This window comes from Phycicoccus ginsengisoli (assembly GCF_054779295.1).
Genome location: NZ_BAAGYN010000013.1, coordinates 22,297 through 47,591, shown reverse-complemented (window position 1 = coordinate 47,591; position 25,295 = coordinate 22,297). Strand labels below are relative to the sequence as shown.

General features: G+C 74.4%; 26 protein-coding genes. 16 read left to right on the top strand and 10 right to left on the bottom strand.

The genetic code is table 11. The features are described from left to right. The first annotated feature begins 57 nt into the window (after positions 1 to 57). Genes alr through tsaD form a run of 6 tightly spaced genes read left to right on the top strand, consistent with a single transcriptional unit; the run spans position 58 to position 5,094 of the window. Positions 58 to 1,239 (top strand): alanine racemase, encoded by a 1,182-nt coding sequence (gene alr, locus ACYVDO_RS18225; RefSeq protein WP_460938534.1) that lies wholly within the window; start codon positions 58 to 60, stop codon positions 1,237 to 1,239. Further along, the gene (locus tag ACYVDO_RS18220; RefSeq protein WP_460938532.1) at positions 1,236 to 2,426 is read left to right on the top strand and encodes an alpha/beta fold hydrolase; all 1,191 of its coding nucleotides are present in this window, start codon (positions 1,236 to 1,238) and stop codon (positions 2,424 to 2,426) included. The genes alr and ACYVDO_RS18220 overlap by 4 nt, the downstream gene beginning before the upstream one ends. A gap of 40 nt (positions 2,427 to 2,466) precedes the next feature. Continuing rightward, positions 2,467 to 2,931 (top strand): tRNA (adenosine(37)-N6)-threonylcarbamoyltransferase complex ATPase subunit type 1 TsaE, encoded by a 465-nt coding sequence (gene tsaE / locus ACYVDO_RS18215; RefSeq protein ID WP_460938617.1) that lies wholly within the window; start codon positions 2,467 to 2,469, stop codon positions 2,929 to 2,931. Then, positions 2,931 to 3,590, top strand: a complete 660-nt coding sequence (gene tsaB / locus ACYVDO_RS18210) for a tRNA (adenosine(37)-N6)-threonylcarbamoyltransferase complex dimerization subunit type 1 TsaB (RefSeq protein WP_460938530.1) — start codon at positions 2,931 to 2,933, stop codon at positions 3,588 to 3,590. The genes tsaE and tsaB overlap by 1 nt, the downstream gene beginning before the upstream one ends. Next, positions 3,587 to 4,042, top strand: coding sequence for a ribosomal protein S18-alanine N-acetyltransferase (gene rimI, locus ACYVDO_RS18205; protein WP_460938528.1), 456 nt, complete (start codon positions 3,587 to 3,589; stop codon positions 4,040 to 4,042). Before tsaB ends, rimI begins: the two co-directional genes overlap by 4 nt. Then, positions 4,039 to 5,094 (top strand): tRNA (adenosine(37)-N6)-threonylcarbamoyltransferase complex transferase subunit TsaD, encoded by a 1,056-nt coding sequence (tsaD, locus tag ACYVDO_RS18200; RefSeq protein ID WP_460938526.1) that lies wholly within the window; start codon positions 4,039 to 4,041, stop codon positions 5,092 to 5,094. The genes rimI and tsaD overlap by 4 nt, the downstream gene beginning before the upstream one ends. Before the next feature lie 6 nt (positions 5,095 to 5,100). On the opposite strand, the gene ACYVDO_RS18195 is transcribed toward tsaD, so the two are convergent. Genes ACYVDO_RS18195 through ACYVDO_RS18175 form a run of 5 tightly spaced genes read right to left on the bottom strand, consistent with a single transcriptional unit; the run spans position 5,101 to position 10,246 of the window. Beyond that, positions 5,101 to 6,054, bottom strand: a complete 954-nt coding sequence (locus ACYVDO_RS18195) for a glycosyltransferase family 2 protein (RefSeq protein WP_460938524.1) — start codon at positions 6,052 to 6,054, stop codon at positions 5,101 to 5,103. Further along, positions 6,051 to 7,652 carry a hypothetical protein gene (locus tag ACYVDO_RS18190; protein ID WP_460938522.1) on the bottom strand — a complete coding sequence of 534 codons (1,602 nt, stop codon included), beginning with the start codon at positions 7,650 to 7,652 and terminating at the stop codon, positions 6,051 to 6,053. Before ACYVDO_RS18190 ends, ACYVDO_RS18195 begins: the two co-directional genes overlap by 4 nt. Positions 7,653 to 7,708: 56 nt before the next feature. After that, the gene (locus ACYVDO_RS18185) at positions 7,709 to 8,971 is read right to left on the bottom strand and encodes a glycoside hydrolase family 3 N-terminal domain-containing protein (RefSeq protein ID WP_460938520.1); all 1,263 of its coding nucleotides are present in this window, start codon (positions 8,969 to 8,971) and stop codon (positions 7,709 to 7,711) included. A 43-nt stretch (positions 8,972 to 9,014) separates the two neighbouring features. Further along, the gene (locus tag ACYVDO_RS18180) at positions 9,015 to 9,392 is read right to left on the bottom strand and encodes a GntR family transcriptional regulator (RefSeq protein WP_460938518.1); all 378 of its coding nucleotides are present in this window, start codon (positions 9,390 to 9,392) and stop codon (positions 9,015 to 9,017) included. Beyond that, on the bottom strand, positions 9,389 to 10,246 hold the full coding sequence (locus ACYVDO_RS18175) for a hypothetical protein (RefSeq protein ID WP_460938516.1): 858 nt from the start codon (positions 10,244 to 10,246) through the stop codon (positions 9,389 to 9,391). The genes ACYVDO_RS18180 and ACYVDO_RS18175 overlap by 4 nt, the downstream gene beginning before the upstream one ends. A gap of 65 nt (positions 10,247 to 10,311) precedes the next feature. Here ACYVDO_RS18175 and ACYVDO_RS18170 point away from each other — a divergent pair, with 65 nt between their 5' ends. Genes ACYVDO_RS18170 through ACYVDO_RS18160 form a run of 3 tightly spaced genes read left to right on the top strand, consistent with a single transcriptional unit; the run spans position 10,312 to position 12,711 of the window. Continuing rightward, positions 10,312 to 10,872: a hypothetical protein gene (locus ACYVDO_RS18170; protein ID WP_460938514.1), complete on the top strand. Its 561-nt coding sequence runs from the start codon at positions 10,312 to 10,314 to the stop codon at positions 10,870 to 10,872. A gap of 31 nt (positions 10,873 to 10,903) precedes the next feature. Continuing rightward, positions 10,904 to 11,887 carry a nucleoside hydrolase gene (locus tag ACYVDO_RS18165; RefSeq protein WP_460938512.1) on the top strand — a complete coding sequence of 328 codons (984 nt, stop codon included), beginning with the start codon at positions 10,904 to 10,906 and terminating at the stop codon, positions 11,885 to 11,887. After that, on the top strand, positions 11,887 to 12,711 hold the full coding sequence (locus tag ACYVDO_RS18160) for a PfkB family carbohydrate kinase (protein ID WP_460938510.1): 825 nt from the start codon (positions 11,887 to 11,889) through the stop codon (positions 12,709 to 12,711). The genes ACYVDO_RS18165 and ACYVDO_RS18160 overlap by 1 nt, the downstream gene beginning before the upstream one ends. Positions 12,712 to 12,719: 8 nt before the next feature. Here ACYVDO_RS18160 and ACYVDO_RS18155 read toward each other — a convergent pair whose 3' ends face one another. The 3 genes from ACYVDO_RS18155 to ACYVDO_RS18145 form a co-directional block, all read right to left on the bottom strand. Then, on the bottom strand, positions 12,720 to 13,430 hold the full coding sequence (locus ACYVDO_RS18155) for a hypothetical protein (protein ID WP_460938507.1): 711 nt from the start codon (positions 13,428 to 13,430) through the stop codon (positions 12,720 to 12,722). A gap of 192 nt (positions 13,431 to 13,622) precedes the next feature. Further along, entirely contained in the window at positions 13,623 to 14,852 is a 1,230-nt protein-coding gene (locus ACYVDO_RS18150) for a class I SAM-dependent methyltransferase (protein ID WP_460938505.1), read from the bottom strand. 37 nt (positions 14,853 to 14,889) lie between these two features. Continuing rightward, positions 14,890 to 15,735 carry a GNAT family N-acetyltransferase gene (locus tag ACYVDO_RS18145; protein ID WP_460938503.1) on the bottom strand — a complete coding sequence of 282 codons (846 nt, stop codon included), beginning with the start codon at positions 15,733 to 15,735 and terminating at the stop codon, positions 14,890 to 14,892. Positions 15,736 to 15,994: 259 nt separating this feature from the next. Between ACYVDO_RS18145 and groES the strand changes: the two genes are divergently transcribed. The 6 genes from groES (at position 15,995) to ACYVDO_RS18115 (ending at position 22,707) form a co-directional block, all read left to right on the top strand. Beyond that, the gene (gene groES / locus ACYVDO_RS18140; protein ID WP_316006241.1) at positions 15,995 to 16,288 is read left to right on the top strand and encodes a co-chaperone GroES; all 294 of its coding nucleotides are present in this window, start codon (positions 15,995 to 15,997) and stop codon (positions 16,286 to 16,288) included. Between the two features lie 140 nt (positions 16,289 to 16,428). Next, complete coding sequence (groL, locus tag ACYVDO_RS18135; protein WP_460938500.1) at positions 16,429 to 18,045, top strand: chaperonin GroEL; 1,617 nt, start codon at positions 16,429 to 16,431, stop codon at positions 18,043 to 18,045. 133 nt (positions 18,046 to 18,178) lie between these two features. Then, a complete protein-coding gene (locus tag ACYVDO_RS18130) occupies positions 18,179 to 18,712 on the top strand; it encodes a PadR family transcriptional regulator (RefSeq protein ID WP_460938498.1) in 534 nt (177 codons plus the stop codon). Continuing rightward, positions 18,709 to 19,533 (top strand): ABC transporter ATP-binding protein, encoded by an 825-nt coding sequence (locus ACYVDO_RS18125; protein WP_460938496.1) that lies wholly within the window; start codon positions 18,709 to 18,711, stop codon positions 19,531 to 19,533. The genes ACYVDO_RS18130 and ACYVDO_RS18125 overlap by 4 nt, the downstream gene beginning before the upstream one ends. Further along, complete coding sequence (locus ACYVDO_RS18120; RefSeq protein ID WP_460938494.1) at positions 19,530 to 20,975, top strand: FtsX-like permease family protein; 1,446 nt, start codon at positions 19,530 to 19,532, stop codon at positions 20,973 to 20,975. Before ACYVDO_RS18125 ends, ACYVDO_RS18120 begins: the two co-directional genes overlap by 4 nt. A gap of 88 nt (positions 20,976 to 21,063) precedes the next feature. Beyond that, positions 21,064 to 22,707: a SigE family RNA polymerase sigma factor gene (locus ACYVDO_RS18115; protein WP_460938492.1), complete on the top strand. Its 1,644-nt coding sequence runs from the start codon at positions 21,064 to 21,066 to the stop codon at positions 22,705 to 22,707. Here the strand turns inward: ACYVDO_RS18115 and ACYVDO_RS18110 are convergent. Continuing rightward, the gene (locus ACYVDO_RS18110) at positions 22,704 to 22,925 is read right to left on the bottom strand and encodes an RNA-binding S4 domain-containing protein (protein ID WP_460938490.1); all 222 of its coding nucleotides are present in this window, start codon (positions 22,923 to 22,925) and stop codon (positions 22,704 to 22,706) included. The genes ACYVDO_RS18115 and ACYVDO_RS18110 overlap by 4 nt on opposite strands. Positions 22,926 to 22,944: 19 nt before the next feature. Next, the gene (locus ACYVDO_RS18105) at positions 22,945 to 23,238 is read right to left on the bottom strand and encodes a WhiB family transcriptional regulator (protein WP_460938488.1); all 294 of its coding nucleotides are present in this window, start codon (positions 23,236 to 23,238) and stop codon (positions 22,945 to 22,947) included. 181 nt (positions 23,239 to 23,419) lie between these two features. Here ACYVDO_RS18105 and guaB point away from each other — a divergent pair, with 181 nt between their 5' ends. Beyond that, positions 23,420 to 25,000: an IMP dehydrogenase gene (gene guaB / locus ACYVDO_RS18100; protein WP_460938486.1), complete on the top strand. Its 1,581-nt coding sequence runs from the start codon at positions 23,420 to 23,422 to the stop codon at positions 24,998 to 25,000. Positions 25,001 to 25,295 lie beyond the last annotated feature (295 nt).

Sequence of the window (25,295 nt, the reverse complement as noted above, 5' to 3'; positions counted from 1 at the left end):
GCCCAGCATGCCCGGTCAGCGCGAGCGGCCGTGCGGGACATGGAAGACTGGACGCTGATGAGCGACCGCACCGTGCCCACCCCCCTCGCCCCGGCCCCGCCGGGGCTTCCCGCGTGCGCGCAGGTCGACCTCGGGGCCATCAGCGCCAACGTCCGCGCCCTGCGCGCACGTGCCGGGTCGGCCGAGGTCATGGCCGTGGTCAAGGCCGACGCGTACGGCCACGGGCTGGTGCCCGCCGCCCGCGCCGCCGTCCGCGGGGGCGCCAGCTGGCTCGGCGTCGCGCAGCTGCCCGAGGCGGTCGAGCTGCGCCGGGCCGGCGTCGAGGTGCCCGTGCTGTCGTGGCTGCACGTCCCGGGCCAGGACTTCACCGAGGCGGTCGGCCTGGGCATCGACCTCGGGGTCGCCGCGCGGTGGTCGCTCGAGCAGGCGCTCGCCGCCGCCACCGCCACCGGGCGCGCCGCCCGCATCCACGTCAAGGTGGACACCGGGCTGGGCCGCAACGGCGCCTGGGGCGCCGAGCTCGACGCCCTGGTGGCAGACGTCGCCCGGGCCCAGGCCGAGGGCGCGGTCGAGGTGGTGGGGGTCTTCTCCCACTTCGCCTACGCCGATGCTCCCCAGCACCCCACCGTGCGGGCCCAGCAGGAGCGCTTCGAGGGGCTGCTCGAGCAGTTCGAGCGGGCCGGCATACGCCCCCAGGTGCGCCACCTCGCCAACTCGGCCGCCACGCTCACCAACCCGTCCGCGCACTACGACCTCGTGCGGCCGGGCGTCTCGGTCTACGGGCTGTCCCCCGTGCCGGACCTCGGCGCCCCCGAGGACTTCGGCCTGCGGGAGGCCATGCGGCTCGTGGCCCGGCTCGCGCTGGTGAAGGACTGCCCCGAGGGCCAGGGCATCTCCTACGGCCACACGTACACGACGAGTGCGCCGACGCGCCTCGGCCTGGTGCCGCTGGGGTATGCCGACGGGATCCCGCGCCACGCGTCCGGCAGGGGGCCGGTGCAGGTCGGGCGGCTGCGGTGTGCCGTGGCCGGCCGGGTCTGCATGGACCAGTTCGTGCTCGACCTCGGGGCCGACAGCCCTGCCGCGGCGGGCGACGAGGTCGTGCTGTTCGGCGTCGGGGCCGAGGGGGAGCCCACGGCGCAGGACTGGGCCGTTGCTGCCGGCACCATCAACTACGAGGTCGTGACCCGGCTGGGTGCCCGCGTCCCCCGCGTCCTCCTCGGGGATGAGGACCTGTGAGCCCGCCCAACCGCGGGCTCGTCGGGCTGGGCGTGGGGCTGGCCGCCGCCGGCGTCGCGACGGCCGCGGGGGTGGCCGCCCGGCAGGTGCGCGGCGAGCGGCAGGCCCGGTATGCCGTGCTCTCGCCCCAGGGCACCTACACCCACACCGCGGACCGCGAGATGCAGATCCTCGCCGACGACGGGGTGGGCCTGCACGTCGAGGTCGACGACGGCAACCCGGCCGCCGCGACCCCCGACAAGCCGACCGTGGTCTTCTCCCACGGCTACACCCTCAGCCTGCGCAGCTGGGTCCTGCAGCGGCGAGCGCTCGTGAAGGCCGGGTACCGCGTCGTGCTGTGGGACCAGCGCAGCCACGGCCGCTCCGGGCTGGCCCCGGCCGAGTCGTGCACCATCGACCAGCTGGGCCGCGACCTGCACCGCGTCGTGGAGGAGACCGTCCCGGAGGGCCCGCTCGTGCTCATCGGCCACTCGATGGGCGGCATGACGGTCATGTCGATGGCCGAGCAGTTCCCCGAGGTGGTCCGCGAGCGCGTCGTCGCGGCTGCCTTCGTCGCGACGAGCGCGGGCGGCGAGAACATGCTCACCCTCGGGTTCGGCCAGTTCGTGGGGCGCGTGCTGGGCCGGCTCGGCCCGCGCCTGCTGGCCCGGCTCGGGACCCGGCAGGGACTGGTCGACACCGCCCGGCGGGTCGGCCGGGAGGTCGAGGACCTCGTCGTCGAGCGGTACAGCTTCGCCTCGCCCGTCTCCCCCGAGACGGTCCGCTACACGGCGGACATGATCATGGGGACGCCGCTGCAGGTGATGGCCGACTTCCTCCCCTCGATCGACGTCCACGACAAGCGCAAGGCGCTCGCGCAGTTCCACGGCATCGAGACGCTGGTGCTCAACGGCGCCGAGGACCTGCTCACGCCGCCGGCCCACTCCGAGGCGATCGTCCGGCTGGTCCCCGGCGCCGAGCACGTCGTCGTCGAGGAGGCCGGGCACATCATCATGCTCGAGCACCCCGAGGTCCTCAACGAGCAGCTGCTCGCCCTCATCGAGCGCGGGATGCGGGCCGCGCGGGAGGGCGTCCACGTCGAGCGCAAGCCGCGGGTGCGCCGCACCCTCACCGACCTCGCCAAGAAGCGCAAGGTCGCCGAGGCGCGCCGCTCGCCCGCCCCGCGAAGGAGGTCCCGCCGTGCCTGAGCCGTCGTCCACGGCCGAGTCCGACTCCCAGTCCTGGTCCGTGACGAGCCCGCCCCTGGCCGTCGCCGAGGACACCCGGACGTGGGGCGCCCGGCTGGGCCGCCTGCTGCGCGCCGGCGACCTCGTCGTCCTGACCGGCGAGCTCGGCGCCGGCAAGACCACGCTCACCCAGGGCCTGGCCGAGGGCCTGGGGGTGCGCGGCCCCATCACCTCCCCGACCTTCGTCATCGCCCGCGTCCACCCCTCGCTCGTGGGTGGCCCCGCCCTCGTGCACGTCGACGCGTACCGGCTGGGCGGGTTCGCCGAGCTCGACGACCTCGACCTCGACGCCTCGCTGGAGGACTCCGTGACGGTCGTCGAGTGGGGGCACGGCCTGGCCGAGGACCTCGCCGAGGACCGGCTCGAGCTGGTGCTGGCCGGCGAGGACACCCGGACCGTGCGGCTGGACGCCCACGGAGCCCACTGGGACACCGCGGCCCTCGCGGCCCTGGCACAGGAGGCCTGATGCTGCTGCTCGCGATCGACACGTCGACGTCGGCGATCACCGTCGCCCTGCGCGACGACGACGGGACCCGTGCTGCCGCAGCGGTCCTGGACGCCCGTGGTCACACCGAGTACGTCGCACCACTCGTCCAGCGCTGCCTGGCCGACGCCGGGTGCGCCCCCTCGGACGTCACCGACGTCGTCGTGGGCACCGGCCCGGGGCCCTTCACCGGCCTGCGGGTCGGCATCGTCACGGGCCTGGTGTTCGGCCACGCCCGCGGCATCCCGGTCCACGGCGTCTGCAGCCTCGACGTGCTGGCCGCGCAGGCACGCGGCCGCGTCGGCGGGGACGAGCTGCTCGTGGCGACCGACGCCCGGCGCAAGGAGGTCTACACCGCCCGGTATGCCGTGGAGCCGGCCGGCGTGCGACGGCTCACCGAGCCGGCGGTGGACCGGCCCGCCGACCTGCCGGAGGACGTGCGCGGCCTGCCCACTGCGGGCCGGGGACCCCTGCTCTACCCCGACCTGTTTCCCACGGCGGTGGACGTCCTCGACGTCGACGCCGCAGTGCTGGCCGAGCTGGCCGCCGCGCGCATCGTCGCCGGGGAGCCGATGCCGGTCGAGCCGCTCTACCTGCGGCGGCCGGACGCCCTGACGACGGCCGAGCGGGCGCACCGGTGAGGGACGTGCGCTGGACCGACATCCCGGCGCTCGACGCGCTCGAGCGACGGCTCTTCCCCGACGACGCGTGGTCGCAGGCGACGTGGTGGTCCGAGCTGGCCGGCCGCCCGCGTCGCTCCTACGTCGTCGAGCAGGACGCCGCTGGCGCGGTGGTCGCCTACGGCGGGCTCGCCCTCGGCGGCGACGTCGCCGATGTCATGACCGTGGCCGTCGCCCCCGAGGCGCAGGGCCGTGGGCTCGGGCGCGCGGTGCTGGAGGAGCTCGTCGCACGGGCCCGCTCCGACTCCGCCGAGCACCTCATGCTCGAGGTCAGGGCGGACAACGAGGCGGCCCGAAAGCTCTACGACAACAACGGATTCGAGGTGCTCACGGTGCGACGCCGCTACTACCAGCCGGGTGACGTGGACGCCCTCGTGATGCGGCGCTCCCTCACCGGGGAGGTGTCGGCATGAGCGCCGACCAGCCGCTGGTGCTCGGCATCGAGACGTCCTGCGACGAGACCGGCGTCGGCATCGTGCGCGGCGAGACGCTGCTCGTGGACGCGATCGCCAGCAGCGTCGACGAGCACGCGCGGTTCGGCGGCGTGGTGCCCGAGGTGGCCAGCCGCGCGCACCTCGAGGCGATGATCCCGACGATCGAGCGCGCCACCCGCGACGCCGGGGTGCGCCTCGCCGACCTCGACGCCGTGGCAGTCACCTCGGGTCCCGGCCTGGCCGGTGCGCTCATGGTGGGGGTCGCCGCCGCGAAGTCGCTCGCGGTCGCCCTGGGCAAGCCGCTCTACGGCGTCAACCACCTCGCCTCGCACGTCGCGGTCGACATCGTGGAGCACGGCCCGTTGCCGGAGCCGACGCTGGCGATGCTCGTGTCGGGCGGCCACTCCTCCCTCCTGCTCGTCCCCGACGTCACGTCCGAGATCACGTCACTGGGGTCGACGATCGACGACGCCGCGGGCGAGGCGTTCGACAAGGTGGCCCGGGTGCTCGGGCTGCCGTTCCCCGGCGGCCCGTACATCGACCGGGCGGCGCGCGAGGGCGACCGGGTCGCGATCGACTTCCCGCGCGGCCTGACGACCGGCCGCGACCTCGAGCGCCACCGGTTCGACTTCTCCTTCTCCGGCCTGAAGACCGCCGTCGCGCGCTGGGTGCAGGCCCGCGAGGCGAGCGGTGAGCCGGTGCCGGTGGCGGACGTGGCGGCGTCCTTCCAGGAGGCGGTCACGGACGTGCTCACCCGCAAGGCCGTCGCGGCCTGCCGCGAGCACGGGGTCCAGAACCTGCAGATCGGCGGCGGCGTGGCCGCGAACTCCCGACTGCGGGCCATGGCCCAGGAGCGCTGCGACGAGGCCGGGATCGCGTTGCGGGTGCCCCGGCCCGGCCTGTGCACCGACAACGGCGCCATGGTCGCCTCGCTCGGGGCGCAGATGGTGCTCAAGGGCCGGACGCCGTCCGACCTCGCCCTGCCCGCCGACTCCTCGATGCCGGTCACCGAGGTCCAGTCGCTGCCCTGAGGCGGCTCACCGACGAGCGACGGCAGACCGTTCGGGGTCCGGTGCGGGGTAGCGCAGGTAGGCCAGGCGCGCCTGCTCCTGGCGTTCGTGGGCCAGCCCGTCGAGCACATAACCGACCATGAGAACCAGGGCGGCGATGATCATGACGGCCGAGGCGAGGATCGCGGTCGGGAAGCGGGGGACCAGGCCGGTTCGCACGTAGTCGGCGACCACGGGCGCGCCGATGACGAGCCCGAGGAGTGCGAGCACGCCGGCCAGGCTCCCGTGGAAGAGCGAGGGCCGCTCGCGCCGGGCGAGGCTGAGGATGAGTCGGAGGATCCGCCAGCCGTCGCGGTAGGTCCGCAGCTTGGACTCGCTGCCGGCAGGCCGGTCCTTGAAGTCCGTGGGGACCTCGACCGTGGGCAGCCGCAGGCGCAGTCCGTGCACGGTCATCTCGGTCTCGGTCTCGAACTCGTGCGACAGGGCGGGGAAGGACTTGACGAAGCGGCGCGAGAACACGCGGTAGCCGCTGAGCATGTCGGTCACCTGCCGCCCGAAGAGGGCAGCGACCGCCCCCGTGAGCAGGCGGTTGCCGATCGCATGACCAGGTCGGTATGCCGAGTCCGAGACCTCCCGACGTGCTCCCAGGACCTGGTCGTACGGGCCTTCGAACAGCAGGTCGACGAGCTCACCGGCCCGGGAGGCGTCGTAGGTGTCGTCGCCGTCGATGATGAGGACCGCGTCGGCGTCCACGTCGGCGAAGGCCCGGCGCAGGACGTTGCCCTTGCCCTTGCGCGGCTCCTCCCGCACGATGGCGCCCGCGGCCCGGGCGACCTCGATCGTCCGGTCGGTGGAGGCGTTGTCATAGACGTAGATCTCGGCGTCGGGGAGGGCGGCGCGCAGGTCACGCACAACGTTCGCGACCGCAGTCTCCTCGTTGTGACACGGGACGATCGCGGCGATGGTGGGCTTGGTGGTCACGCGGCACCTTCCGGCGGGGTGTAGGTGGCGAGGCAGAGTGCCTTGCTCCCGAGGTTCGAGCGGATCGTGGTGCACGGCCCGACGACGGTCAAGCCGTACGAACGCTGGAGCGCCTGGCGGTTGCGGGTGCTCGTGGGCCAGTCCAGGGACAGCAACACGTGGATGCGGCGGGCCGTGGCGAGCTGGTCGCGCACCTTGGCATCGATCGGCTGGTCGTTGAACCAGGGGTGGACGACGTGGCGGACGACCCTCGGGTCGACCTCGGTGAGCATCCAGCTGGCCGGGCCGAACGCGTTGTCGGCGATGATCACGTCGCCCGGACCGAGCGCTTGGAAGGGCTCGGGAGTGAACAGCTGCAGCCGCTGGCTGGCGAACGGCAGGTGCCTGAACCTGCCCTCGTCGAAGGGCGCCATCCCGGCCGCGAGCAGCACCGCCACCGCGGCGGCGACGACGGGCTTGCGAAGGAGCAGGCGTAGGGCCAGGACGAAGGCGGTTCCCGTGAGCAGCTCGGTCGTGACGGCATACCTGGCGATCCCGAACTGGAACGTCCACAGGAGGCCGCCGACGAGGAAGAAGGTCCAGAAGACCAGCACCGCCGGGTGCGGCGGCACCAGCCGGCGCCGCGCGGCCGCGACGGCCACGGCCAGTCCCGCGAGCAGCAGGAGCACCGCCAGGACGACCCAGCGCACGTCCCGCACGGGTACGTCGAGCAGCCGGCTGGTGCCCTCGAACATGTACAGCGGGAACCGCAGGGCGTCGTCGATCCCTCGAGCGCCGAAACGGGTGTCGCGCAGGTTCGTCTGGTCCCACAGAGGCGACTTGAAGACGGCGTTGTAGTACGGGAAGACCGGGCTGCCGGTGGCCTGGTAGACGCTGGCGAACCACCAGCCCGCCGACACCGCTACTCCCGCGACGGCCCCCACAGCGTGCTGGACGACGGGCCAGGCACTGCGCCGGAACAGGCAGGCGACGACCACACCGAGGCCAAGGGCCACGGCGTACCCGGTCATCGTGAGCTTCGCCCCCACGGCGATCCCTGACAGCATGCCGGCCAGGGTGAACAGGATCGCGCGCTCTCTCCGGGACCCGGCATGTACCGCCGCGAGCACCGCCAACAGGGCGGCCAGCATGGGGATGCTCACCACGACGTCGGCCAGGCTCATCCCCAGCTCCATGCTGAAGATCGCGCCGGTCCCGGCCACGGCCATCGCGGCCAGGGAGAGGGCCGTGGCCCCCCACGGCGAGCGCAAGGTGACAGTCCGCAAGGTGATCCGGCGCACCAGCACGAGGTTCAGGCCCGCCACGGCGGCGATCGCGGCCGTGGCGGGGCGAGGCGGTAGCGCCTGGTCCAGCAGGAACCAGGGGAACTGCGCCAAGGGGTTGATGTACCGGTTGGCGAACGGTTCCGGGTCGACCTGGGCGACCCCTCCGTGGAAGAAGAGCCAGGAGTAGTAGTAGTGGTAGGACACCAGGTCGAACGAGACGTCCATGCCCCGGGCCGGCCGGGCGGCGAAGAGCGCGCATGACAGGACGGCCCCGAGGTCGGCCAACCAGCCCACGATGGCCTGGGCTCGCCCTGACCTGATGCGCCTCACCACGCCCGCGAGTGTAGAGGGGGTGCCGGTGTGCCCCGACCCCGACACGGCCGGCCGGGTCAGTCGCAGCTGACGAGCTTCAGGTCCGCCTTGAGGTCGAGCACGCGGGCCGCCGCCGCGTCGACCTGCGCGGCGAACGCCGGGCTCGCCTTCCGCTTCGCCGCGATGGCGGCCAGCATCGTGCCCGCCTGCCCGGCCTCGGCCGTCAGCACGATGTCCCCGCCGGCCGCGATGAACCGGGTGGCCCGCTCGCCCACGGGGACGGCCGACACGGCCTTGGCCGCGCCGACGTCGTCGGTGATGACCACGCCGTGGTACCCCAGCCGGTCGCGGAGCAGCCCGGTGACGATCGCCCTGGAGAACATCGCCCGGTTGTCGGCGTCGAGGCGGGGGTAGCGCGCCGAGGAGATCATCACCAGCGGTGCGCCGGCGGCGATCGAGGCGCGGAACGGGGCGAGGTAGGGGTCGTCACGGTCCGTGGTCGAGTCGGTGGTGCCCACGGTCGTGACGTCGGTGTTGCCCGTGATCCGCCCCAGCCCCGGGAAGTGCTTCGCCGTGGGAGCCACCCCCGCGGCGAGCGACCCGCGGACGAACGCGGCGGCATACGTCGCGTTGGTCGAGGGCGAGCCGGGGGCGAAGTCGCGGCGGTAGCGTCCGATCGGCTGGTTGGCCGCGCCGAGCGAGGTGGGCACGGTGTCGGCGACGGGTGCCAGGTTGAGGTTGACCCCGGCCTGCAGGAGCTCGCGCGACCACGCGGTGACGTTGCGCTGCTCGGTCGCCGGGGTGGTGGTCGCCTGGGTCCGCGCGGACGGGATGCGGGTGAAGCCGGGCCCGCGCAGCTGCTGGACCTGGCCGCCCTCCTGGTCGGCCGCGACGAGCAGGTCGCCGCCGGCGGCGGCCTGGAGCCGGGCCGAGACGGTGCGCACGCCGGCCGAGCCCGAGGTCCACCCGCCGAGGTAGATGACCCCACCCAGGCCCTGGCTGCGGACCTGTGCGGCCAGCGCACGGGAGCTGCCCGTCGGCTGCAGGCCCACCATGAGCAGCTGGCCGGCGCGCTGGGCCGGCGTGAGCCTGGCGGCGAGCTTGGCACCGCACGACGGTGCGCTGGTGGGGCTGCTGGAGGACGACGACGCCGTGGAGGACGTCGAGGGCGCCGAGGTGCCCGTGGTCGTGCCGGACGGGCGCGACGCCGCGGTGGTGGACGAGGAGGCCGAGGTGCTCGGGCCCCCTCCGGCGCCGCCGGTGCAGCCCGCTGCCAGGAGCAGGACGACGGCGGTCGCGCCTGCGCCCACGGCGGGTCGGGGCAGGCGCGGCGAGGTCATCGCACGAACCTATCCCGGGCCCGAGGTGGTCGCGAAAACCGTGTCAGCGGCCGAGGTCGTGCAGCTGCTCGCGCAGGGCCCTGACGGCGTCGTCCTCGGTGCCGCCGAGGCGCAGCACCGTGAGGGCGTAGCCGCGAGCGGCCTCCTCGAGCTGGGCGCGACCGGCGGCCTTGGTGGGCCTCGCCACGGGCCGGACGACCGTGCCGTGGCGGACCCGGCTGCTCACGAGACCGGCTGCCTCGAGCTCGCGGTACGCGCGCGCCACGGTCCCGGGGGCGAGGTCGAGGTCCGAGGCGAGCTGGCGGATGCTCGGCAACCGGGTGCCCTCCGGCAGGGACCCGGACACGACCATGGCGGCCAGCTGGGCCCTGACCTGCTCGTAGGTCGGCACCGCGCTCTGCGGGTCGACGTCGATGATCACCGTGGCGACACCGCGGGGTCCAGCGCCGGCCGGCGTGCGGGACTGGTGGTCGTCGCGACGAGGAAGCCCACCACCTGCTCCAGCACCATGATCGCGAGACCCAGGGACGCCAGGCCGCTCGTGTCGTGGGGCTGCAGGTCGCCGACGAGGGTGAACAGGTTCGCCGTGGGCACCCCGGCCGCCGCGATCGCCGACCCCGCGAGCACGTTGGCGGCCCGGGCACGCAGGGCGTCGTCCGCGGCCACGAGCTCGGCGGCCGCGGGCGGCTGGCGCCGGGTCACGACCCTGCGCAGGGTGAGGCCCACCACCGCCAGCCCGAGCACCGCCGCGGCCAGCCACGCGACGGCCTGCCCGGTCGCTGCCGCGGCGCCGGTGGCGTCGCGCGCCCGGACCAGGACGGCGACGAAGGCCCCGACCAGCACGAGCAGCGCCAGGGCGAGCAGGGCGCCGGACTCCCGGCGCAGGTATGCCGTGACGGTGCGCCGCTCGAGCGAGGCCGCCCGCGGTCCCTCGGCCGGCCGTGGCAGGCCGGCGATCCGCCACTCGGCCACCACGGCGCCCACGAACCAGCCGAGGAACGCCGTCGTGAAGTTCAGCGTCACCCGCCCGTCGCGCACGGCCCACAGGAAGCCGCAGGCGATGCCGGTCCACAGGCCGAGGGTGCGCCACCGCCGGGTCAGGGTCAGCGACTGCAGCAACAGCGCCCCGTTGTCGGCGGTCACCGTCAGCAGCCGGCGGCGGGCGAAGGTCTCCAGGGTGCGTCGCTGGACGGGGGAGCGTGCGGACTGCACGGCAGCCGCCATCAGGCCCAGCACCACCAGCGCCGCCACGGCGGCCACCCCCACCCGGAACATGGGACCAGCCTCGCAGCAGGATGATCGCTGTGTCAATGTGCCAATACAGTGATACATTCACCGGCATGACTGAGGCGGCGACCCGCGGGCGGGTCAGCGACGAGGTGTGGGAGCAGATCGCACAGCAGGGGCACCCGGGCGCGGCGGAGCGCAGGGTCTTCCGGCGCAGCGTGGCCGGCGTCCTCGCGGTGCTGCTGGGAGCGGTGCTCGTGTGGGGGAGCGGTCTGTTCGCGCCGGTCCTGGCGAGCGGCGACGGCTCTGCGGGCTCGTTCGACCCGGCGACGCACACGGCGACGTACGAGTTCGACCTCACCAACCGCGGCATCCTGCCCGCGACCGTCGTCGGCGCCGCGACCGACGTCCCCGGGGTGACGCTGACCTCGACCTCGCCGGCCAGGAGCCGGCTGTCCCCGGGAGCCTCGGTCCACGTACGGCTCGCGCTGGAGGTCCGGGACTGCGCGAGAGCCGTCGACGCCGTCACCGCCCGGGACTCCTTCGAGGGCCCGCCCATCGAGGTGCGGGTGGCGCGTCCTTGGGGGACCGTCGTGGGGCGTGTCCACTCACCGGGCGGCAGCCTGCTCGCCGACCTCGTGCCCGGCGCGTGCGGGGTCGACCCGACCGGGTAGCGGCGCCGGCGACCTCTGGCAGGATCGCGGCATGGCTCTCCCGGTGGTGCTGGACGTGGACACCGGCGTCGACGACGCGTGTGCCCTGCTGCTCGCAGCCCAGCACCCCGCGCTCGACCTCCGCGCGGTGACGTGCGTCGGGGGCAACGCGTCGCTCGAGGCCGTCGTCGCCAACACCCTGACCGTCCTCGACACCGTCGGCCGCACCGACGTGCCGGTGGCTGCCGGCGCGGCCGTGCCCCTGCTCGAGGCTCCCGTCGACGCCCGGCACGTCCACGGCGACGACGGGATGGGCGACCTCGACTGGCCCCGGTCGACCCGCCGCCCGGACCCCCGGCACGCCGTCGAGCTGCTGCGGGACGTCCTCCTCGACGCGGCCGCGACCCGTGACCCTGCCCGGCGCGTGACCCTCGTGCCGCTGGCGCCGCTGACCAACATCGCGCTCCTGCTGCGCACCTACCCCGCCGTCGCCGCCGGCATCCGCGAGATCGTCTTCATGGGCGGTGCGGCCTCGGAGGGCAACGCCACCGCGTCCGCGGAGTTCAACGTCTTCCACGACCCGGAGGCGGCGGCGATCGTGCTCGACGCCTGCGCCGACCTCGGCGTGGCCGTCACCATGTACGGTCTCGACGTCTTCTACGAGCCACGGATCTCCCGGTCTGCCGTGCAGCCGCTGCTCGACGCCGCGGGCGGGGACGGGGCCGACCTCGCCGCGCGGCTCGTCTCGTTCCAGTGCGACCGGTTCGGCTCCGACGCCGCGACGATCGGCGACGCGGGGGCGGTCTGCGCGGTCATCGAACCGGGCGGGGTCACCCGGGCCACGCTGCCCGTCCGGGTCGAGCTCGCGGGCACGTGGTCGCGGGGACGCACCATCGTCGACCGTCGCGACTGGAGCGGCGACCTGACCCACGACCCGCACGGCCGCGCCCGCGCGAGCATCGACGTGTGCCTCGAGGTCGACGCCCGGCGCTACGCCACCCTGTGGTTCGACACCGTCATGGGCGGGCTCTCCTGATGGGTCGCGTCCTCGTCCTGGGCTCGCTCAACGTCGACCTCGTCGCCGCCGTCGACCGGCACCCCCGGCCGGGCGAGACCGTCCTGGCGGACCCGGACGTGCGCCGGTTCGCCGGTGGCAAGGGCGGCAACCAGGCGGTGGCGGCCGCCGCGGCCGGCGCCCGCGTCACCATGGCGGGGGCGGTCGGCGACGACGCCGGCGGCGCGGCATACCTCGAGCGCCTGCGCGCCCACGGCGTCGACGTGACGCCCGTCGCGGTGGTGCCGGGAGTCGCGACCGGCCAGGCGTGGGTCGCCGTGGACCCGCAGGGGGAGAACGCGATCGTCGTCGTGCCGGGTGCCAACGCCCGCGCCGCGGCGCCGGACCTCGACGGCTGGGGTGCCGGTGACGTCCTGCTCGTGCAGCTCGAGGTGCCGCTCGACGTCGTCGCCGCCGCAGTGCGGACGGCGGCCGCCCGCGGGGTGCGCGTGGTCGTCAACGCGGCGCCGTATGCCGCCCTGCCGCACGACGTGGCCGCGCTGGCCGACCCGGTCGTCGTCAACGAACACGAGGCGATGCTGCTCGCGGACGGCGACGTGCTGCCGGGCTCGCTCCTGGTGACGTTCGGCGCGGCCGGGTGCTCGTGGGACGGCGTGCGGTTCGACGGGGTGGCGGTGCCGCCGGGCGAGGTGGTCGACACGACCGGCGCCGGTGACGCCTTCTGCGGTGCGCTGGCGGCGGCGCTCGCCGACGGTGCCGACCGCGCGGACGCCGTGGCGCGCGCCGCGGAAGCCGGGGCCGACGCCGTGCGGCGGCTCGGCGCGCAGCCCGACCCGGAGCTCTGAGGCGCGGGTCAGTTCACCGAGACGTGGACGTGGTCCATGTGGTTCGCGGTGGGGCTGCCCCGGTCGGACATCGCCTTCCAGGTGCCGCTGCTGGGGTACCAGATGCGCTGGTACCAGATGATGTACTTCACGTTCAGCTCCCCGGCGTGCTGCATGACGTACGCCGCGACCGCGTCGCCCTGGGCCCGCGAGCCGACCATCGCGTCGACCGCGTTGCCGGTGCCGTGGTCCATGTCGCCGGCGCGGAAGCCGCCGTAGGAGTGGATCTGGGGGAAGTTGTCGCGGATCGCGTTGAGCACGACGAGGCCGTCCTGCGTGAGGCCGAGCTCGCCGCGCAGTCCGGTCCGCCGGATGCCGCGGGAGGCGGCCTGGTCCGTTCGGTCGGCCCCCGCCGACGTCGACGGGCTCGCACCCCGGCGCGGCGTGGCGGTGAAGCCGATGACGCCGTAGGTCCGGCTCCCGGCCAGCGCGGTGTCGGGGGCGCGGACCGTGGTCGCCGCCACCGGGCGCGGTGAGTCGGCGAGGGAGAAGACCGGCGACGCGGTGATCGGGCCGGTCCAGGCGCTGAGGACGCCGGCCGCGGCGAGCAGGCCACCGGCCGTCTTGACGAGGCCGGCGCGGGTCGGCCGCAGCACCGCGAGGAGCAGCGGTCTCGGCAGCGGCCGCGGCGCCGCGGGAGCGCGGTGGCGGCCGGAGCGGCGGGTGTGCTCGAGGGGCATGAGGGAGGGGGTTCCTGGTTGGCGGGGGGACCAGCGGTCACCGTAGCGAAGCCTGCCTCAGGTCACAAAGAGGTCACGGCGAGTCGCTGTGGACACGCCCGGAACCGTGCCGCGCCTGTGGACGGAACGAGGACGGACGGGCGGACGGACGGGCGGACGGAGGTGCCGGCGGCCTCCTGAGTCCCGAGCGGCTCAGGCGGGTCGGACCACCAGCGCGACCTGGTTGCTGCGGACCCTCGTGAGCACGACCGTCGCCTCCGACGAGCCCTTGGCCGGCAGCCGGAGCTGGCGCCGCAGCAGGTCGGCGTCGACCGACACCCCTCGCTTCTTGACCGTGAGCCGGTCGTGGCCGTGGTCGCGCAGCCAGCCCCGCAGCGCCTTGACGTTGAACGGCATCGCCTCGACGACGACGAAGCGGCGGGCGAAGGGGACGTCCTCGGCGCGGTCGGCGCTGACGTAGCCCACCCCCTCGTCGAGCTCGCACCCGTCGACCGCCGCGGCCACGGCTCCCACCAGCCCGGCCCGGAGCACGGCCCGGTCCGGCTCGTAGAGCCACGAGCCCACCGCTCCCAGCGACGCGACCCGTTCGTGCTCGGGGGCGTCGGCCTCGGTCACGACGGCGGGCGCGGCCCCGGGGCGCAGCACGGCTGCGGTGCGACCGGCCGCCCGCACGAGCGGGCCGAACCAGACGGCGCACTCCAGGACCTCGCCGGACAGCGAGGTCCACTGCGCCTCCGCCCCGGACGGCAGGGCGTGGTGCGGGAAGGCCGGCGCCAGCTTCACGCCGGTGGCGGGCAGGGCCCGCGCGATCTCCAGCACCTGCTCCCAGCTCGGGGTCATCGAGTCCAGCCCGAACACCCGGCGGGTGCGCCCGCGCACGTCGGCGACCCCGGGCGTACGCCGGGCGGGGTCCAGCCAGGCGCCCACGCCGCGCGCACCCTCGCCCGCCGGCGGGACGAACTCCTCGACGCGGCCGTGGACCGCCGTGGACTCGGGCCAGTGCCGCAGGTTCACCGCCGCGATCGCCGCGGTGACCTCGTCGGCGTCGATGGCCCGGACCCGCAGGTCGAGCCCTGCGATCGCCATGGCGTCGGCGCCGATGCCGCAGCCGAGGTCGTGGACCGTGTGGATGCCGGCCTGCCGGAACCGATGGGCGTGCCGGGCCGCCACGGTCAGCCGGGTCGCCTGCTCCAGCCCGTCGGAGGTGAGGACCATCCCCTGGGCGAACTCGCCGAACTTGTCGACGGCGCGCGCCCGCAGACGGGACTGGTTGAGCGCGGCCGCGACGAGGTCGGCCTCGAACCCGACACCGCGCAGGCGGTCCTGCAGGGACAGGGCCTGTGTCTCGTCGTAGGGCGGGAGCGACTGCAGCAGGCCCCACCCCTCACCCGTGGTGAGCCGTCGCAGCAGGGCCAGGTCCATGCGGGGCATTGTCCCGTACGGCGCGGGGGGCGGTGGGTCAGCGGTCGCGGCGCCACTCGTACGGGGTCGTGGTGGTGACCTTGACCAGCCCGGACCGCTCGAGGATGGGACGGGAGAACTCGGTCGAGTCGCTGTTCACGTAGCGCTTGCCGTGGCGCAGGGCCGAGCGGGCGCGGGCCGAGGTCAGTGCCCGGTAGATGCCCCGACCGCGCCACTGCGGCCGGGTCGCCCCGCCCCAGATCCCCGCGAAGTCGGTGCCCTCGACCGGCTCGAGCCGACCGGCGCTCACGACCTCGCCGCCGGCCTCGGCGACCCACAGCTCCATGTCGTCGCGTGACCGGAGCCGGTGGAGCACCTGCTCCTCGATCTCGGCCGCGAACTCGGGGGAGTCGCCGAACACCTCGGCCTGCATGGCGAGCATCCGGCGGGCGTCGTCCTCGTCCGTGACCTGGCGGACCACGACTCCCTCGGGGAGGTCGACGTCGTACGCCAGCAGGCGGGCCTCGCCGACCATGACCGACTCGGGCTCGTCGGGGACGAAGCCCCGGGCCAGGAGCGCCTCGTGCAGGCCGGGCGCGTGGTCGTGGCCCCGCGTCTTCCACTCGACCCGGGCGATCGACGGGTCCGCCTCGTAGTGGGCGAGGGCCGCGTCCACGAGCTCTCGGACCCGCTGCTCGTCCGCGGGCATGCCGGCGGTGTCGAGGCTGCGGTACGTGATGAAGCCTCTGCCCCCGAGGTAGGTGGCGCAGGCGAGCGGGCCGATCCGCTCGACCGCTGTGGCCGAGGTGACCTCGACCCGGAGCTGCTCGTCGTAGGCGCGCAGCAGCGCGGCGGCGCGGGGGGCGGAGCTGCTCGGGGACGTCGTGCTCAGGGGGTCGGTCACGGCGACGACCCTGCTCGTCGGGGCCACCGCGCCGCAACCGGGTTTCGCCGCGCCCCTTGCGCCCACGGCGGACGCCGGGCCGGGTGTTGGCACTCGAGTTGACCGAGTGCTAACCGGGTGCCTAGATTTGCCGTTGGCACTCCGGTTCGCCGAGTGCTAACGCAGGAGCCCGGCCGATCCCCGCGACGGCGGCCTGACGACTGCGACCGCACAGCATCCACCCGTCCACTCCGACATTCCCGAAGGGGAGGTCACCATCGTGTCGGTTTCCATCAAGCCGCTCGAAGACCGCATCGTCGTCAAGAGCGTCGAGGCCGAGCAGACCACCGCGTCCGGCCTCGTCATCCCGGACACCGCGAAGGAGAAGCCCCAGGAGGGCGAGGTCCTCGCGATCGGTCCGGGTCGCATCGACGACCACGGCAACCGCGTCCCGCTCGACGTCAACGTCGGCGACCGCGTGATCTACAGCAAGTACGGCGGCACCGAGATCAAGCACGGCGGCGAGGAGTACCTCATCCTCTCCGCGCGCGACGTCCTCGCCGTCGTCGGCTGACGACGCACCACACACAGCACGCCCCGGCGGGCCCCGCTGGGGTCGCGCGCGGGGCGTGCTGCGTTGTGCGCAACGCACCCTTCCCCCGTATGCCGGCAGCCCGGCATACCGCCGAACTTCACTGAGAACGAAGGACTTTCATGGCAAAGACGCTGGAGTTCAACGACTCCGCTCGCAAGTCGCTCGAGCGCGGTGTCGACGCGCTCGCGAACGCCGTCAAGGTGACGCTCGGCCCCAAGGGCCGCAACGTCGTCATCGACAAGAAGTGGGGCGCCCCCACGATCACGAACGACGGTGTCACCATCGCCCGCGAGGTCGAGCTGGAGGACCCCTACGAGAACCTTGGCGCCCAGCTCGCCAAGGAGGTCGCCACCAAGACCAACGACGTCGCGGGTGACGGCACCACGACCGCCACCGTGCTCGCCCAGGCGATGGTCAAGGAGGGCCTGCGCAACGTCGCCGCGGGTGCCGCCCCGTCCGGCCTCAAGCGCGGGATCGACAAGGCCGTCGAGGCCGTGTCCGACCAGCTGCTCAAGGTCGCCCGCGAGATCGAGGGCAAGGACGAGATCGCCCAGGTCGCCGCGCTCTCCGCGCAGGACCAGACCATCGGCTCGACCATCGCCGACGCGTTCGACAAGGTCGGCAAGGACGGCGTCATCACCGTCGAGGAGTCCTCGACCGCGACGACCGAGCTCGAGTTCACCGAGGGCATGCAGTTCGACAAGGGCTACATCTCGCCCTACTTCATCTCCGACGCCGAGCGCATGGAGGCCGTGATCGAGGACGCCTACGTCCTCATCAACCAGGGCAAGATCTCCGCGATCGCCGACGTCCTGCCGGTGCTGGAGAAGGTCGTCAAGAGCGGCAAGCCGCTGCTGATCATCGCCGAGGACATCGACGGCGAGGCGCTGTCGACCCTGGTGGTCAACAAGATCCGCGGCACGTTCAACGTCGTCGCGGTCAAGGCGCCCGGCTTCGGCGACCGCCGCAAGGCGATGCTGCAGGACATGGCGGTCCTCACGGGCGGCCAGGTCATCTCCGAGGAGGTCGGCCTCAAGCTCGACCAGGCCGACCTCGACGTGCTGGGCCAGGCCCGCCGCGTCGTCGTCACCAAGGACAACACCACGATCATCGACGGCGCCGGCTCGAGCGACGACGTCACCGGCCGGGTCAACCAGATCAAGGCCGAGATCGAGCGCACCGACTCCGACTGGGACCGCGAGAAGCTCCAGGAGCGCCTCGCCAAGCTCGCCGGTGGCGTCTGCGTCATCAAGGTGGGTGCCCACACCGAGGTGGAGCTCAAGGAGAAGAAGCACCGCATCGAGGACGCCATCTCGGCGACCCGCGCGGCCATCGAGGAGGGCATCGTCGCCGGTGGCGGCTCCGCCCTCGTCCACGCCTCCTCGGTCATCGAGGGCCTCGGCCTCGAGGACGACGAGAAGGTCGGCGCCGCGATCGTGGCCAAGGCCGCGGCCGAGCCGCTGCGCTGGATCGCCGAGAACGCCGGCATGGAGGGCTACGTCGCCGTCTCCAAGGTGCGCGAGCTCGAGGTCGGCAACGGCCTCAACGCCGCGACCGGCGAGTACGTCGACCTGGTCAAGGCCGGCGTCATCGACCCGGTCAAGGTCACCCGCTCTGCCCTGCGCAACGCCGCCTCGATCGCGTCGATGGTCCTGACCACCGACACGCTCGTCGTGGAGAAGAAGGAGGAGGAGCCCGAGGCCGCAGGCGGTCACGGGCACGGTCACGGCCACTGAGCCAGCCGCCTCCGCGGTTCGCAAGGCCCGTCCCCACTCCGGTGGGGGCGGGCCTTCGCCGTGCCGTGGTGCGCCGTGCGAGGGCGCTGCGACGTGCTTGACGCGACTATTCATGTGGTGAATAGTGAGCGCGGTGTCGACGGGTCACGTGCTGTTGGGGCTGCTGAGCAGGGGGCAGCGGCACGGCTACGACCTGAAGCGGGACCACGACGAGCGGTTCCCGCAGGCCAGGCCGATCGCCTTCGGGGTGGTCTACTCGACGCTCGACCGGCTGCACCGTCGCGGGCTCGTCCGCTCGGCGGCGGTGCAGCGGGTCGACGGCCCCGACCGCACCGTGTACGAGATCACCGACGAGGGCCGGGCCGAGCTGCACGCGTGGCTGGCCGCGGCGGACGAGCCGGGGCCGGTCGCGAACCCGTTCGCCACCAAGGTGACCCTCGCGCTGCTGCTGGGGGACGAGGTGGGGGCCCGGGCCTTCCTGCGGGCGCAGCGCGCGGCCCACCTGGCCCGGATGCGCGAGCTCACGACGGTCAAGACGCGTGGCACCGGGGGCGTGCACGCGGTGCTGGCCGCCGACTACGCGCTGGCCCACCTCGACGCAGACCTGCGGTGGATGACCGCCGCGCAGGACCGCATGGGGACACTGACGAAGGAGCTGGGGGAATGACGGCTGTGCTGAGCGCCACCGGGGTGCGGCGCGACTACGGAAGGACGGCCGCCCTGCGCGGCGTCGACCTCACCGTCCGGCCGGGGGAGGTGCTCGCCGTGACCGGCCGGTCCGGCTCGGGCAAGTCGACCCTGCTGCTGTGCCTGTCGGGGGTGCTGACCCCCGACGAGGGTGAGGTGCGGTGGGGCGACCGGGTCGTCAGCGCGGCCAGCGAGCGGGAGCGGTCCGCACTGCGCCGGCAGGAGTTCGGGGTGCTGTTCCAGTACGGGCAGCTCGTCGGCGAGCTCACGGGCCTCGACAACGTCGCCCTGCCCCTGCTCCTCGGCGGGACACCGCGCGCGTCGGCCGAGTCCGTCGCGCGCTCGTGGTTGGAGCGGTTCGGCGTGGGTGAGCTCGCCGGGGCGCGGCCGCGCCACATGTCCGGCGGCCAGACCCAGCTCGTGGCGGTCGCCCGGGCCCTGGTGGCCGAGCCGGCCGTCGTCTTCGCGGACGAGCCGACCGGGGCGCTGGACTCGCTGACCGGTGAGGCGGTGATGACAGCCCTCGTCGAGACCGCCCGGGACCAGGGCACGACCGTGGTGCTCGTGACCCACGACCACACGGTGGCGGCGTACGGCGACCGCGAGGTCGAGATGCGCGACGGTGTGCTGGTCGGCGACGGGGACGGGTCGGCCGACCTCCACGCCGGGCCCGTCGAGGTCGGCGTCGCGTCCGCGTCCCCATCTGCGGCCGAGGCCGCGGCGTCCTCCCCGCCAGCGGGGCCCGGCGCGCCCCGGCGCCCCGGCACCAGCGGCCACGGGTCCTCGGCAGGCCGTCCGTGACCGGCCGCGAGCGGCTGCGGTTCGCCGCCGTGGGCGGCCGCTCGGACCGGCTGCGCATCGTCTGCACCGCCCTGGGCGCGGCCGCGACGGCGGTCCTGCTCCTGCTCGTGGTGACCGTGCTGGCCATCCGCGGGGACGGCACGGCCTTCTACCGGGTGCGGGTGCTCAACGAGTCCGGGCTCCGCGGGGGCGTGGTCACGGCCCTGCTGCTGCTCGTCCTGCCCGTCATGGTCTTCACCGGCGTGAGCTCGCGCCTGGGCTCGCCGGAGCGGGACCGCCGGCTCGCGGCCCTGCGCCTCGCCGGTGCCTCGCCCGCCGACGTGCGGTGGGTCGTCGCCCTCGAGACCGGCCTCGCCGCCGCGGCAGGCTCCGTGCTGGGCGGGGGCGTCTTCCTGCTCCTGAGGGTGGTCCTGGACCGGTCCCGGTACGACTGGGGCGCGCCGGGTCAGGGAGGTGGCGCAGGGCCCCGGGTGTGGCCGACGGACGTGGCCCTGCACCCGCTCGCCGTCCTCCTCGCGCTCGCCGTGGTGCCCGTGGCCGGCACCCTGCTGTCCGTCCTCGCGCTGCGCCGGGTGGCGCTCACCCCGTTCGGGGTGGTGGTGGCGCAGAAGACGCGGGTCCCGGCGGTCCTCCCCGCCGTCTCGCTGGTGGTGGGGTGCGCAGGAGTCGTGCTGTCCTCGTTCCTCTACGGTCCCCTGCGCAGCCTCGGGCCGCTCCCGGCGTCCCTGGCGCTCTGGTGCTCCATCGCGCTGGCCCTGGTCGGGCTCCTCTGGGGCTCGGCCTCGATGGCCCTGATGGCCGGGCGCCTGCTGACCGCCCGGGCGCGGGGGGTGGCCGGCCTGGTGGCCGGCCGCCGGCTCCTCGCCCACCCCTACGCCGCGAGCAAGGTCACCGCCTCCGTCATCCTCGCGGTGGTGGCGGGCGGGGCGGCGGCGGTCCTGCGCTCCGCCACGCTCGTGGCCGTGACCGAGCAGAACGCGGAGAACGCGGGGAACGGCGTGATCGACAACGACCAGCTGTCCTTCTTCACCCAGTCCTACGACCTCGTGTACGGCGTGGTGGGGGTCGGGCTGGTGCTCTCGTGCGCCGGCCTGCTCGTCCTGCAGGCCGAGGCCCTCGTCTCGCGGCGCCGGGCCCTGGCGGGTCTCGTGGCCGCCGGCACCCCGCGGTCGGTGCTGGTGCGGGCGACCCTGGTCGAGGTCCTCGCCCCGCTCGTCCCCATGGTGCTCGTGGCGACCGCGGTCTCGGTGGCCGTGGCGACGTGGTGGTTCGCCGGCCTGCGGTCCTCCGGCGGGGACGACCTGCCGGGGGCGCCGATGCCATGGCTGGCCCTCGGGGTGCTGGTCGTGGGCTCGGTGGGGCTCGTGACCCTGACCACCCTGCTCTCCCTCGTCACCCTGCGCGCCGCGACCCGGCCCGAGGAGCTGCGCCTGGCCACCTGACCCGTGGGGAGCGGTGTGCCACGCTGGAGGAGGTGCCGCAGCCGGCCCGTGCCCAGGGCCGGGCGGTGCCACCGGCGAGGTGGTCGGCATGGAGCGGTACGCGTCGGCGCCGGGTTTCGTGGAGTACCTCGAGGCCCGCGGCGTGGACCTGCTGCGCACCGGCTGGCTCCTCACGGGCAGCGAGGACGGCGCGCGCCGGCTGGTGGCCGCGACCCTGGCGCGGGCGTGGCCGCGGTGGCGGCACCTCGCCGAGGTCGGTGCGGGGTCCTACGACGCCGAGCTGCGGCGCGAGCTCGTCGGGCTGTACCTCCAGCGGCGCGGGGAGGCGCGGCCGCGCCGTGACGCCGGTGGCGGGGGCCGCGAGGCGGCGGGGAGGAGCCCGAGCCTCGACGCGGATGCCCGCCGGGACGCCGGCGCTCGGGCGCCCCAGGGCCACCGGGCGCCCCAGGGCCCCCGGGCGCCCGAGGGCGCACGGAGCACCCCGAGCCTCCACGGTGACCGGCAGGTGCTCGACGCCCTGCTCCGCCTCTCCCGGGCCGACCGCGCCAGGGTGGTCCTCTCGCTGTTCGACGGGCTCGGCGACGGCCGGCTCGCTGCCGCCTTCGACGAACCCGTGCCGACCGCGCGCCGCAGGCGCGACGCCGCGGTGCGCTCCCTCGTCGTGGCGACGGGGCGTGACGAGCAGGCCCTCGTCGCCGCCCTGGACCGGTTGGCCCCCGCTGCCCCGGCGCTCGACGGGCTCGCCCGGGCACCCGTGGCCCGGGGGCCCTCGCGGGCGCGCCGGCTCACGGGGTGGGCCGGTGCGGCCGTGGTCCTGGTGGGGGCCGCCGCCCTGGCTGTCTCCGTGGCCGTGCCGCACCTCGGGCCGCCCGCCCCGTCGGTCCCCAGACCCCCCGCTCCCTCGGTCCCCAGGCCCTCAACCACGGCACTGGGCTCGTCCGACTGCGTGCGCCGCCAGGACGCGCCTGCCGTGCCGCCGGTGTCGGGCCTCGGGACGCCGGGCAACCCGGTGGTCGGGATCGTGGTGTGTGCCCGGACCGACGAGGACTCGGTCTGGACCGGCTACCTGCCACCGTCGCAGCCGGTGACCGACGCCCGCGCCCTCGCGATGGTGGTGCTGGCCCGACGGGACGCCGGCTCGGGCTGCGGGCAGGTCCCCCAGGGTCCTGCCTTCCGGGTCCTCGTCGAGTCGTCCGACGGGCACGTGGCGACCTACGCGAACGAGGGCCTGCGCTGCAACGGCTGGCCGGCGCTCGACAGCTTCTACCGCGCCGAGGCGGAGCAGGACACCGTCCGCGCGCAGCCGCGCTGGGACGACGGCTTCCTCACCTGCCCGCCGGTCTTCGACCCGCAGCCCGTCGTGGGGGCGGCCACCCCGGTGCAGCGCGGTACGCGCTTCGACCTCGCGACCCTGTGCCTGCACCCGCTGCCGGTCGGCGGCCGGGTCCCGAGGATGCGCCCAGTCACGCGACTGGTGCTGGCGCAGTCGCAGGTGGCGCAGCTCGACGCCGAGCTCGCGACGCACGGTTCCACCCGCGCACCCCGACCCCCGTGTCGCGGGACGAACGGGCTGTTCGTCCTCCGGGCGCGGACCACGACCGGCCGGGTCCTCGACCTCGCCGGCGCGTGCCCCGACCAGCTCGGCGTCGACTTCGACCGCCGCGAGTGGCTCCGGCTCGGCCCCGCGTCGGCCGCGATGGTCAGCACGGGGCTGGACGTGTCCTACCGCTAGGCGGGCCGGACCACCTGGATGGCCTCACCGGCATACTCCACGGTCTGGCCGGGGCGCACCTGGGTGCCGCGGCGCAGGCACACGGCCCCGTCGAGGAGCACCTCGCCGTTCTCGACCACCGCGCGGGCCATGGCGCCGTCCTCGACCACGCCGGCGAGCTTGAGCAGCTGGCCGAGCCGGATGGACTCGTCACGGATCGGGATCTCGAGCAGGCTCACGACCCCGAGTCTAGGAGGGTCAGCTGGCCGCGGGGGCCGCGTGCCCGGCGTAGTGCGCCTCGCGCTCGTCCTCGGTCATCGCGCCCCACACGCCGTACGGCTCCCGGACGCGCAGCGCGTGCTCGCGGCACTGGGCCAGGACCGGGCAGCCGAGGCAGACCTGTTTGGCCTCGGAGTCCCGGGACCGGCGGGCGGGGCCACGCTCGCCCTCGGGGTGGAAGAAGACGTCGGGGTTGCTCTGGCGGCAGGAGCCCTCCAGCTGCCACTCCCACAGGTCGGCTACGGGTCCAGGTAGCCGTGACAACTCAGCCATGTCGTCCTGCTCTCCCGCGGCACGCTGCCGCACGTCTCGGACGCTACCGCCCGGGGAGGGGGCCCGACAGGTCGCGAAGGGTATGGACTTGTTCAAGCCGTGCGGGGGACGGCGGTGGGGTCCCGCATGCTGGACAGGACGCCGCGCACGGGGGCCCGCAGGGCCGGTTTACGATTGGGCAATGAGCCTTGGTGTCGACGACCGCCTGCCCGACCTGACCGCTCACGAGGCCGCTGCGGCCGCCGAGCCGGGCGCCGTCGACGAGGGCCACGACCCGTTCGCCAAGCTGGGACTCACCTACGACGACGTCCTGCTGCTGCCCAACGAGACCGACGTCGTCCCGTCGGACGTGGACACCACCGCGCGGCTGACCCGGGAGATCTCACTGCGGATCCCGTTGGTGTCGGCCGCGATGGACACCGTGACCGAGTCACGGATGGCGATCGCGATGGCCCGCCAGGGCGGCATCGGCATCCTGCACCGCAACCTCTCGATCGAGGACCAGGCCTACCAGGTCGACCTCGTGAAGCGGACCCAGACGGGCATGATCAGCAACCCCGTCACCATCGGCCCCGACGCGACCCTCGAGGACCTCGACCGCCGCTGCGGTGAGTACCGCGTCTCGGGCCTGCCCGTCGTCGACGAGGGCAACCACCTGCTCGGCATGATCACCAACCGCGACCTGCGGTTCACCCCGGTGGCCGAGTGGCAGACCACGCTGGTGCGCGACGTCATGACGCCGATGCCCCTGGTCACGGGCCGGGTCGGCATCTCCCGCGAGGACGCCACCGCCCTGCTGCGCCAGCACAAGCGTGAGCGGCTGCCGCTGGTCGACGACGAGGGCCGTCTCGCCGGGCTCATCACCGTCAAGGACTTCGTGAAGTCCGAGCAGTTCCCGGACGCCAGCAAGGACGACCACGGCCGGCTGCTGGTCGGCGCCGCGATCGGCTTCTTCGGCGACGCGTGGGAGCGGGCGACCCGACTCGTCGAGGCCGGGGTCGACGTGCTCGTGGCCGACACCGCCAACGGCCACGCCCGGCTGATGCTCGAGATGGTCCGGCGGCTCAAGGCCGACCCGGCGATGCGGCACGTGCAGGTGATCGGCGGCAACGTCGCGACCCGCGCCGGTGCGCAGGCGCTGGTGGACGCCGGCGTGGACGCGGTCAAGGTCGGCGTCGGTCCGGGCTCGATCTGCACGACCCGCGTCGTCGCGGGCGTCGGTGTCCCGCAGGTCACGGCGATCTACGACGCGTCGCTGGCCTGCCGGGCGGCCGGCGTGCCGGTCATCGGCGACGGCGGCCTGCAGTACTCCGGCGACATCGCCAAGGCCATCGTCGCCGGGGCGGACACGGTCATGCTCGGCTCGCTGCTGGCGGGCTGCGAGGAGTCGCCCGGCGACCTGATCTTCGTCAACGGCAAGCAGTTCAAGTCCTACCGCGGGATGGGCTCGCTCGGCGCGATGGCCTCGCGCGGCAAGAAGTCCTACTCCAAGGACCGCTACTTCCAGGCCGACGTCAGCAGCGACGACAAGATCATCGCCGAGGGCATCGAGGGCCAGGTCGCCTACCGCGGGCCGCTCGGCAACGTCGTGCACCAGCTCATCGGCGGCCTGGGGCAGTCGATGTTCTACGTGGGCGCACGCACCATCCCCGAGCTCAAGGCCCGCGGCCAGTTCGTGCGCATCACCTCCGCCGGGCTCAAGGAGTCGCACCCCCACGACATCCAGATGACGGTCGAGGCGCCCAACTACGGCGGCCGCTGACCCGCTGACCCGCGGCCTGCTGGGCAACCGGCCGGTCGGCGGGCCCGCTGACCGGCCGGCGCCACGAGCGCCGGCCTGTCGCGTCCAGACGGGGTGCCGGAGACGCGTACGCCTTTGGGGTGATCCGGGCCGGCGCGGCGCGCGCCTACCCTCGCAGTACGGCCCGTCCCCCTCGGGTCGAGCAGGGGAGCACCATGGTTTCGCCGCACCGTGCGGTTGCGCGGTACGGCGTCCCCAGGCGCCCCGTCGTCGGCACCCCTCACCCGGCGACGGGGTGCCGTGCGTCCCGCGCGTT

Bases quoted from the DNA above. Each gene is read 5' to 3' on its own strand.
- alr (WP_460938534.1), top strand. From the start codon at position 58: ATGAGCGACCGCACCGTGCCCACCCCCCTCGCCCCGGCCCCGCCGGGG.
- tsaB (WP_460938530.1), top strand. From the start codon at position 2,931: ATGCTGCTGCTCGCGATCGACACGTCGACGTCGGCGATCACCGTCGCC.
- tsaD (WP_460938526.1), top strand. From the start codon at position 4,039: ATGAGCGCCGACCAGCCGCTGGTGCTCGGCATCGAGACGTCCTGCGAC.
- ACYVDO_RS18185 (WP_460938520.1), bottom strand. From the start codon at position 8,971: ATGACCTCGCCGCGCCTGCCCCGACCCGCCGTGGGCGCAGGCGCGACC.
- ACYVDO_RS18175 (WP_460938516.1), bottom strand. From the start codon at position 10,246: ATGTTCCGGGTGGGGGTGGCCGCCGTGGCGGCGCTGGTGGTGCTGGGC.
- ACYVDO_RS18170 (WP_460938514.1), top strand. From the start codon at position 10,312: ATGACTGAGGCGGCGACCCGCGGGCGGGTCAGCGACGAGGTGTGGGAG.
- ACYVDO_RS18165 (WP_460938512.1), top strand. From the start codon at position 10,904: ATGGCTCTCCCGGTGGTGCTGGACGTGGACACCGGCGTCGACGACGCG.
- ACYVDO_RS18160 (WP_460938510.1), top strand. From the start codon at position 11,887: ATGGGTCGCGTCCTCGTCCTGGGCTCGCTCAACGTCGACCTCGTCGCC.
- ACYVDO_RS18155 (WP_460938507.1), bottom strand. From the start codon at position 13,430: ATGCCCCTCGAGCACACCCGCCGCTCCGGCCGCCACCGCGCTCCCGCG.
- ACYVDO_RS18150 (WP_460938505.1), bottom strand. From the start codon at position 14,852: ATGGACCTGGCCCTGCTGCGACGGCTCACCACGGGTGAGGGGTGGGGC.
- groL (WP_460938500.1), top strand. From the start codon at position 16,429: ATGGCAAAGACGCTGGAGTTCAACGACTCCGCTCGCAAGTCGCTCGAG.
- ACYVDO_RS18125 (WP_460938496.1), top strand. From the start codon at position 18,709: ATGACGGCTGTGCTGAGCGCCACCGGGGTGCGGCGCGACTACGGAAGG.
- ACYVDO_RS18115 (WP_460938492.1), top strand. From the start codon at position 21,064: ATGGAGCGGTACGCGTCGGCGCCGGGTTTCGTGGAGTACCTCGAGGCC.
- ACYVDO_RS18105 (WP_460938488.1), bottom strand. From the start codon at position 23,238: ATGGCTGAGTTGTCACGGCTACCTGGACCCGTAGCCGACCTGTGGGAG.
- guaB (WP_460938486.1), top strand. From the start codon at position 23,420: ATGAGCCTTGGTGTCGACGACCGCCTGCCCGACCTGACCGCTCACGAG.